Source organism: Achromobacter sp. 1011791174 (assembly GCF_059760925.1).
Genome location: NZ_JCBANH010000049.1, coordinates 1 through 7848, shown reverse-complemented (window position 1 = coordinate 7848; position 7848 = coordinate 1). Strand labels below are relative to the sequence as shown.

The 7848-nt window shown below is 63.4% G+C and carries 6 protein-coding genes and 1 other RNA gene; 2 read left to right on the top strand and 5 right to left on the bottom strand.

The features are described 5' to 3' along the window. Together mraZ and rnpB are read right to left on the bottom strand one after the other, a co-directional pair. Positions 1-429 carry a division/cell wall cluster transcriptional repressor MraZ gene (gene mraZ / locus AC6LJ5_RS17495; protein ID WP_043542651.1) on the bottom strand — a complete coding sequence of 143 codons (429 nt, stop codon included), beginning with the start codon at positions 427-429 and terminating at the stop codon, positions 1-3. 424 nt (positions 430-853) lie between these two features. Next, positions 854-1258, bottom strand: an RNA gene (gene rnpB / locus AC6LJ5_RS17490) — RNase P RNA component class A. A 112-nt stretch (positions 1259-1370) separates the two neighbouring features. On the opposite strand from rnpB, the gene AC6LJ5_RS17485 reads away from it, so the two are divergent. Beyond that, positions 1371-3200 carry an ATP-binding cassette domain-containing protein gene (locus tag AC6LJ5_RS17485; protein WP_103272484.1) on the top strand — a complete coding sequence of 610 codons (1830 nt, stop codon included), beginning with the start codon at positions 1371-1373 and terminating at the stop codon, positions 3198-3200. Between the two features lie 93 nt (positions 3201-3293). Here the strand turns inward: AC6LJ5_RS17485 and pyrC are convergent, their stop codons facing one another. Next, on the bottom strand, positions 3294-4358 hold the full coding sequence (gene pyrC, locus AC6LJ5_RS17480) for a dihydroorotase (protein ID WP_498141143.1): 1065 nt from the start codon (positions 4356-4358) through the stop codon (positions 3294-3296). A gap of 14 nt (positions 4359-4372) precedes the next feature. Then, positions 4373-5566, bottom strand: coding sequence for a M20 aminoacylase family protein (locus tag AC6LJ5_RS17475; RefSeq protein ID WP_498141142.1), 1194 nt, complete (start codon positions 5564-5566; stop codon positions 4373-4375). Positions 5567-5714: 148 nt separating this feature from the next. On the opposite strand from AC6LJ5_RS17475, the gene AC6LJ5_RS17470 reads away from it, so the two are divergent. After that, positions 5715-5993, top strand: coding sequence for an SWIB/MDM2 domain-containing protein (locus AC6LJ5_RS17470; protein ID WP_006217453.1), 279 nt, complete (start codon positions 5715-5717; stop codon positions 5991-5993). A 528-nt stretch (positions 5994-6521) separates the two neighbouring features. On the opposite strand, the gene AC6LJ5_RS17465 is transcribed toward AC6LJ5_RS17470, so the two are convergent. After that, positions 6522-6887, bottom strand: a complete 366-nt coding sequence (locus tag AC6LJ5_RS17465; RefSeq protein WP_199770974.1) for a DUF4870 family protein — start codon at positions 6885-6887, stop codon at positions 6522-6524. Between the last annotated feature and the right edge of the window lie 961 nt (positions 6888-7848).

Sequence of the window (7848 nt, the reverse complement as noted above, 5' to 3'; positions counted from 1 at the left end):
TCAGAACGAAAACTGGTTCAACACATCCGGCATACCCTTGGCCAGGTCCTCGGCCTCGCGGCTGGCCAGGGTAGCGGCGTCCCACAGCTCGAAGTGCGCGCCCAGACCGAGCAGCATCACATCGCGCGTCATACCGGAAGCGTTGCGCAGTTCAGGAGCGATCAGGACCCGGCCGGAGCCGTCCAATTCCACATCCTGTGCGTTGCCCAGCAACAGCCGCTGCAGCGCGCGGGCCGACATGGGAAAGGCGGCAATCTGCTCGCGCTTCTTTTCCCACTCGGGACGCGGATACACCAGCAGGCAGCCGTCGGGATGGCGAGTCAGGGTCAGCCGGCCATCGGCCTGCGACATGAGCGCGTCACGGTGCCGGGTCGGAATCGAGATCCGCCCCTTGGCATCCAGCGTGAGCGCGCTGCTTCCCTGAAACACCACTTTTACCCCACTTAATTGCACAATTTCCTACTATTTCCCACTCTACGGTATGGGGCAAACTGGGTCAAGCGCACGGTTGCAATTTTTTCAATCACAACAAGGACTTAGAGCAACTTGTAAAACATAAAAAAAGAAAACCTCCCAATAAATCAGGAGGTTGCGTCACTATCTAAAAGTCCTTCTTGAAAAGTGGCGGCTAACAATGGCTTTGCATTGTTTTGCAGAGCGCTCCCGCCCCCGGCGGCGCGGGCTTCGAACGCCGCGCAGGGCTTGCGGCCTTCAAAAATTTGCCGCGCCAGGTTCGCCGACGCCGTTACCCACCAACAGCATCGGCAGCCCACCCCAAGGTCCCGCGGCACTGCACGGCGCCCAGACCCGCAATCGGCGCCCATGCCCGCGAGGCCGCGCCGCGAAGATATCAATGCAAGACGGGCCTGTAGGCCGGATTCTGTACACCGGGTTGCCCCGGCGGACGATCATTCCTCTGCGCGGATCATTGCTGAGCCGCTGTAGCCATCTACCCGCATGCTTGGACGGAGCCGCCCTTCGCGGCCCGAAGACCGCACGCATGCCTATTTGATGTTGCTCCGGGTAGAGGTTGCCGCGTTTCACCCTACGATGCCGCCGCCCGTTACCGGACGGCGCGATACGGAGATGGCCGTACCTGTGCGCGTCGCCGCGCCCGCCCCGCAGACTCGTCTCTGTGGCCCTATTCCTCGACATCGCCCTAAGACGACGCCGGACGGCCGTTAGCCGCTACCCTGCCCTGTGGAGTCCGGACCTTCCTCGATGGATTCGCATCCACCGCGATCGTCCAGCCCGCCTTGCGCTGCGTATTCTAGTACACCCCGCGACTCCGTCCCCGTGAGGCAAGGGCCGAGGCTTCCTGCGACAATACGCGCTGATTCCCGCATCGACGCCGCAGACACGATTCCTACATGGCCCTCGCAACCCTCATTACCCTGACAGACATCCAGCTGGCCTACGGCCATCACCCGCTGCTGGACCATGCCGACTTCTCCATCCAGGCCGGCGAACGCATCGGCCTGATCGGCCGCAACGGCGCCGGCAAGTCCTCGCTGCTCAGGCTGCTCGATGGTCGGACCCTGCCCGACGATGGCGACATCGCTCGCAGCTCGGGCCTGCGCGTGACCACCGTCGAGCAGGAACCCGAGTTGGACGAGAACGCCACCGTGTTCGACGTGGTCTGCAACACGGAAGGCGAACATGAAGACTGGCAGCGCCCTTCGCGCGTGCGCGCCGTACTGGAAAAACTCGGCCTGCCCGCGGACGCGCAGATCGCCGGCCTGTCGGGCGGCACGCGCAAGCGCGTGGCCCTGGCCCGCGCGCTGGTCGACGAACCAGATCTGCTGCTGCTGGACGAACCCACCAACCATCTGGACTTTGACGGCATCGCCTGGCTGGAAGACATGCTGCGCAACTGGAAAGGCGCCGCCGTCATCATTACCCACGACCGACGCTTCCTCGACGCCGTGGCGACCCGCATCGTCGAACTGGACCGCGGGCGCCTGCTCAGCTTTCCCGGCAATTTCTCGCAATGGCAGGAGCGCAAGGCCCAATGGCTGGAATCCGAGCGCCTCGAACAGGCGCGCTTCGACAAGCTGCTGGCCCAGGAGGAAGTGTGGATCCGCAAGGGCGTGGAGGCCCGCCGCACCCGCAACGAAGGCCGCGTGCGTCGGCTCGAGCGCCTGCGAGTCGAACGCGCCGAGCGCCGCGAGCGCGTGGGCAACGTCTCGCTCGCGCTGGCCGAAGGCCAGCGCTCCGGCAAGCTCGTCGCCGAACTCGAACACGTCGGCAAGCGCTTCGGCGACAAGACCGTGGTGGACGACTACTCGACCACCATCCTGCGTGGCGACCGCATCGGCATCATCGGCCCCAACGGCGCCGGCAAGACCACGCTGCTGAAGCTGATCCTGGGCGAGATGACGCCAGACAGCGGCAACACGCGCATGGGCACCAACGTCGAGGTCGCCTATTTCGACCAGATGCGCGCCCAGCTCGACGAGAACGCGACGCTGGTGGACATCATCAGCCCGGGCAGCGAGTGGGTGGAGATCGGCGGCACGCGCAAGCACGTCATGAGCTATCTGGGCGACTTCCTGTTCTCGCCTGCGCGCGCCGGGTCGCCGGTGCGCAGCCTGTCGGGCGGCGAACGCGCGCGCCTGCTGCTGGCGCGGCTGTTCGCACGCCCGGCCAACGTGCTGGTGCTGGACGAGCCCACCAACGACCTGGATATCGAAACGCTGGAACTATTGGAAGAGCTGTTGCAGGAATACTCGGGCACCGTGCTGCTAGTCAGCCACGACCGCGCCTTCCTGAACAACGTCGTCACGCAGACCATTGCTTCGGAAGGCGACGGCCGCTGGCGTGACTATGTGGGCGGCTACGATGAATGGCTGGTCCAACGCCCTGCGCCCGCCGCGCCGGCCGCCGACACGGACAAGGCTTCCAAGCCGGCGCTCGACGAAGCCGCCGCGCGCGCCAAGGCCGCCAAACCGAAGCCGGCGCGCGCCGCGAAGATGAACTCCTGGGAACTGCGCGAACTGGAAGGCCTGCCCGACGCCATCGCCGCGCTCGAGGCGCAGCAGGCCGAGCTGGCCGGCAAGCTGGCCGACGGCAGCCTCTACCGGGACGCGCCGGCGGAGGTGGAGCGGATCAACGGCGAACTGGCCAAACTGGAGAGCGAACTGGAAGAGAAATTCGCCCGCTGGGAGCTGCTGGAAGCGCGGCGAGAAAGCGCGCTCTGACCACCGCGCGGTGCATGAAAAAGCCCTGCTTATATATATAAGCAGGGCTTTTTTCTACGCGGATCATTTCGGCCGGCCATCCCTGCCCGACACTCAGACCTGAGCGCGCCAGGCCAATGCCTCGCCGGCGGCCAGCGGCATCAGGGAAGTATTGCCGAAAGGCACTTCGTCCGGCACCTGATAGGTTTCGCGGACCAGCGTCAGCTTGCCGGTATTGCGCGGCAGCCCGTAGAAATCCGGGCCATGGAAGCTGGCGAAGCCTTCCAACTTGTCCAGCGCGCCCGCCGCGTCGAAGGCAGTCGCGTAGAGTTCCATCGCATGCAGGGCGGTGTAGCACCCAGCGCAACCGCAGGCATGCTCCTTCAGGCCGCGCGCATGCGGCGCGCTGTCCGTGCCCAGGAAGAAGCGCGGACTGCCGCTGGTGGCGGCCGCGACCAGGGCCTGGCGATGCGTCTCGCGCTTGAGGATGGGCAGACAGTACCAATGCGGCCGCACGCCACCCTGGAAGATCGCGTTGCGGTTGTACAGCAGATGCTGCGGCGTGATGGTGGCGGCGATCGGCCCTTCGGCGTCGCGCACGTACTCGGCGCCTTCCTTGGTCGTGATGTGTTCGAACACGACCTTCAAGGCGGGGAAGGCGCGGCGCAACGGCTTCATCACGCGCTCGACGAACACCGCCTCGCGATCGAACACATCGATGGCCGGGTCCGTGACTTCGCCATGCACCAGCAAGGGCATGCCGCATTTTTCCAGCGCTTTCAGCGCTTTCGCGCATTTGCCCAGCAGATCGGTGACGCCCGCGTCGGAGTTGGTGGTCGCACCGGCGGGATACAGCTTCACCGCATAGACCTGGCCGGATTCATGCGCGCGGAAAATCTCCTCACCCGACGTGTTGTCGGTCAGATACAGCGTCATCAGCGGCGTGAAGGCGTCGGCGTTGCCGCCCGCCTTGGCCAGGGCCTGCAGGATACGGCCGTGATAGGCGATCGCCTGCTCGGTCGTGGTCACGGGCGGCTTGAGGTTCGGCATGATGATGGCGCGCGCGAACTGTCGCGCCGTATCGGCGACCACGGCTTCCAGTGCCGCGCCGTCGCGCAAGTGCAGATGCCAGTCGTCGGGGCGGGTGATGGTGAGTTGCTTGATTTGCGCAGTAGACATGGGTCGCTTCTTGCTTAATCCGCCAGGGGCATCCCCCGCTCGGCCAGCGCGCAGAACATCGCACTGCCCAAGGGAATGACGGCATCGTTGAAATCAAAATGGGAATTGTGCAGCACGCAGCCGGAATCCGCTCCGCCCTGCCCCAGCCGGAAATACGCGCCGGGCTTGGTCTGCAGCATGAAGGAGAAGTCTTCCGAGCCCATGGAAGGCGTCAGGTCTCGAACCACGTTTTCCTTGCCGATCATCTCGGTCGCGATGTCGGCGACGAGGTTGGCGTGCTGCGGGGTGTTCAGGGTCGCCGGATAGATACGTTCGTAGATGAGCTCGGCGCTGCCGCCGAAGGCGCCCGCGATCGCCGTCACCAATTCGCGCATGCGCATCTCGACCATTTCCTGCACTGATTTGCGGAAGGTGCGGACCGTGCCAACCAGCTTCGCCTCGCGCGGAATCACGCTCATGGCGCCGGGATGGCCGGCCTGCATGGAACCGATGGAAACGACAGCCGAATCCAACGGATTCACATTGCGCGACACGATCGTCTGCAAGGCGGTGATGATCTGCCCGGCGATGGTGACGGGATCGATGGTCTGATAGGGATGGGCGCCGTGTCCGCCACGACCCGTGATCTGGATCTCGAAGCGATCTGCGGCCGCCATCATCGGGCCTGGATTGATACCCACCGTGCCCGGTTTCAGGCCAGGCCAGTTGTGCAGGGCATAGATCGCATCGCACGGAAAGGTGTCGAACAAGCCGTCTTCAAGCATGGCGCGCGCGCCGCCGCGGCCTTCCTCCGCGGGCTGGAAGATCAGCACGGCGGTGCCATCGAAGTTGCGCGTCTGCGCCAGGTACTTTGCCGCGCCGATCAGGATCGCCGTGTGTCCGTCATGGCCGCAACCGTGCATCAGGCCAGGCTTAGTGGACTTGTGCCCGAACTCGTTGTCTTCAGTCATTGGCAAGGCATCCATGTCGGCGCGCAAGCCGATCATGCGTCCACTGTCGCAGCGCTTGCCGCGAATCACGCCGACCACGCCGGTCTTGCCGATGCCACGATGCACTTCGATGCCCAACGCTTCCAGCGCGCCAGCCACGATGCCCGAGGTGCGCACCTCCTCGAATCCCAGCTCGGGATGGGCGTGCAAATCGCGCCGCAGCGCTGTCAATTCGTCATGAAAAAGCCGAATTGATTCCAGGGGAGACCTTGCGTACATAGGAGGTTACACAATGATGTGGTAGGTGGGACCAGTCTGTATATTTTAGTTGCTACAGAGGATAAATGCCTTTGTCTTTACGGGAGAGACACGTTATGCTCCGGCCGCAGGACAATTTTTCCAACAGCCAGAGAAGGAGCGCCGCATTATGGCCACAACCTCCAAACCCGCGACCGCGCGCAAGCCGAACGCTGCATTCATGAAGCCCCTGACCCCGAGCGCCGAACTGGCTGCTGTCATCGGTTCGGAAGCCGTGCCGCGTACCGAGGTCACCAAGAAGATCTGGGAATACATCAAGAAGCACAACCTGCAAGATGCCAGCAACAAGCGCAACATCAACGCCGATGCCAAGCTGCGCCCGATCTTCGGCAAGGATCAGGTCACGATGTTCGAACTGACCAAGCTGGTCAACGCACATCTGAAGTAAGCAGGCTAAGGGCGTACGGCGTACGTCCCTGCCTCTTGCCATTGCGACGCCCAGGCTTTGGTCCGGGCGCATCGCTCACACAGCGCCGGCGGTTCATCGCCAGGCAGCATCCCAGCCCTACGGGCAATCAAGCAAGCCAGCACCTTTCGCGTTTAACACGGATGAAATCCGTGGCATTGCCGATCGCGTGATAAACCCCCACTAGCTCGAAACCCGCGTCGATATTGACTCTCCGCGTGGCTCTCAAGATTTGCGATGTCGATGCCGAGCAGGCGGCGCCGTGCTTGAATCAGCGATGCTACGACGGTCGCGTGATGCCAGCATCCGCGATGCTGAGCTCCTGATGGATGCAGACTTTCATGTGCAGACATGCTGCCCGCACAGCGTCGTAGGTGCCAGGCCTCGCCATGTGATGGAACGCCGTGACAGGCGACGCAGCGCTCGTGCTGCCCCACAGCGCTCCACAGGTGCGGCGCCAATGACAAGGCCGGCAATAGCCGGCCTTGATTTGATGGACTCAAATCCGCATCAGGCGTAATGCGTCGGCGCGTTGCCCTCCAGCAGCGCCAGCAGGCCCTTGATCAGGCGGTACAAGACCCAGACCACCGTCGCGGCCAGGCCGATCCAGCCGATGAAGATATACACGGCCAGCGCACTGATCGCCATCCACAGCAGCGCCCACCAGAACGTGCGCAGCAACCAGTCGAAGTGTGCGGCGTAGAACGTGCCAGCCACGTCGGCGCGTTTCAGATACATCAGCACGACGGACGCCAGCGTGGCAATGCCCAGAAAACCGCTGCTGAGAAAGCCGAGCGCATACAGGCCATAGGCCACGTAGGTCAGCGTGCGCAGGTCCAGTTTCGTACCGGGCACGGGGGTCTGGGTATCACTCACGATAACGCTCCAACGAATAGATTCCGATCAATCTTACCGCACAAACACCCCCCATCCACGGGCGTTGTTATTTATGCACAATGAGGATTGGCGCGGGTTTCCGGGCCATTGCGTATCGATCTCAGGCGTTTGCACTAGGCACTCGGCACTTCTGGCCAACGTACCTTGCCATGCAAGCTCGGCACCGGGAATCGAGTTGGCCTGCCTGTTGTTGTCCCGGAAAGCATGACTGCTGCATGTCGTGTCACGATGACAGCCAGCTTGACGAGCACAAGTAGCGGCGCCCCTGCACCCGGGACTCGATTCTTTGCGCGTTGCCGAGCTGACAAACACTCCTCAAGAGCATACATGCCAGCGCAACGGCTCGCACAATCGAGCGGGGCGACTGCTGGCCAGCAAAAGTGACTATTCGAGCGCTGTAGTCGAAGCGGCTTTTCGAGCTGCTGTGACGGCCGCAGAGCTAGAAGCGCATCGGTCTCTACGTACTCCTGGCTCATTTTGGCTGGCATTGGCATGAAGAGTAGCGGCACGATGCACGGCAGCATGCGGCCGATCGCGTGCCGATGCGTCGGCTGAGCGAGGACTTCCTGCCATCTTGCGGCAGGCCGTGGAACGGATCAGCGCGTTTCTGGCTGCCAGCCCGGGCATGCCGTGCCGTAGTCAGAAGCAGGCCTTGCCCCGCTCAAGGGCAGCAATCCTGCGGAAGTAGCTGGCGCTGAAGCCTCTCTGCAAATCCGTGGCGCTTGTAGCGTCCGCATCCCGGATAGACCGTTGCGGCTCGCATTCCTGCCAGAGCCTCGCGGACGGGGCGTGTGGTCACCAGCATGCGACCGCGATGGCAGGCGCCCGGTTCGCGCGCAGCGATGCAACGTAAAAGGCCCCGCGGCGCGAGCCGCGGGGCCTTTCTTGTATTCATGTCTTGCGCGAGCCATGGCTGGAGCGGGCCGGTGTCCTGCGCTGG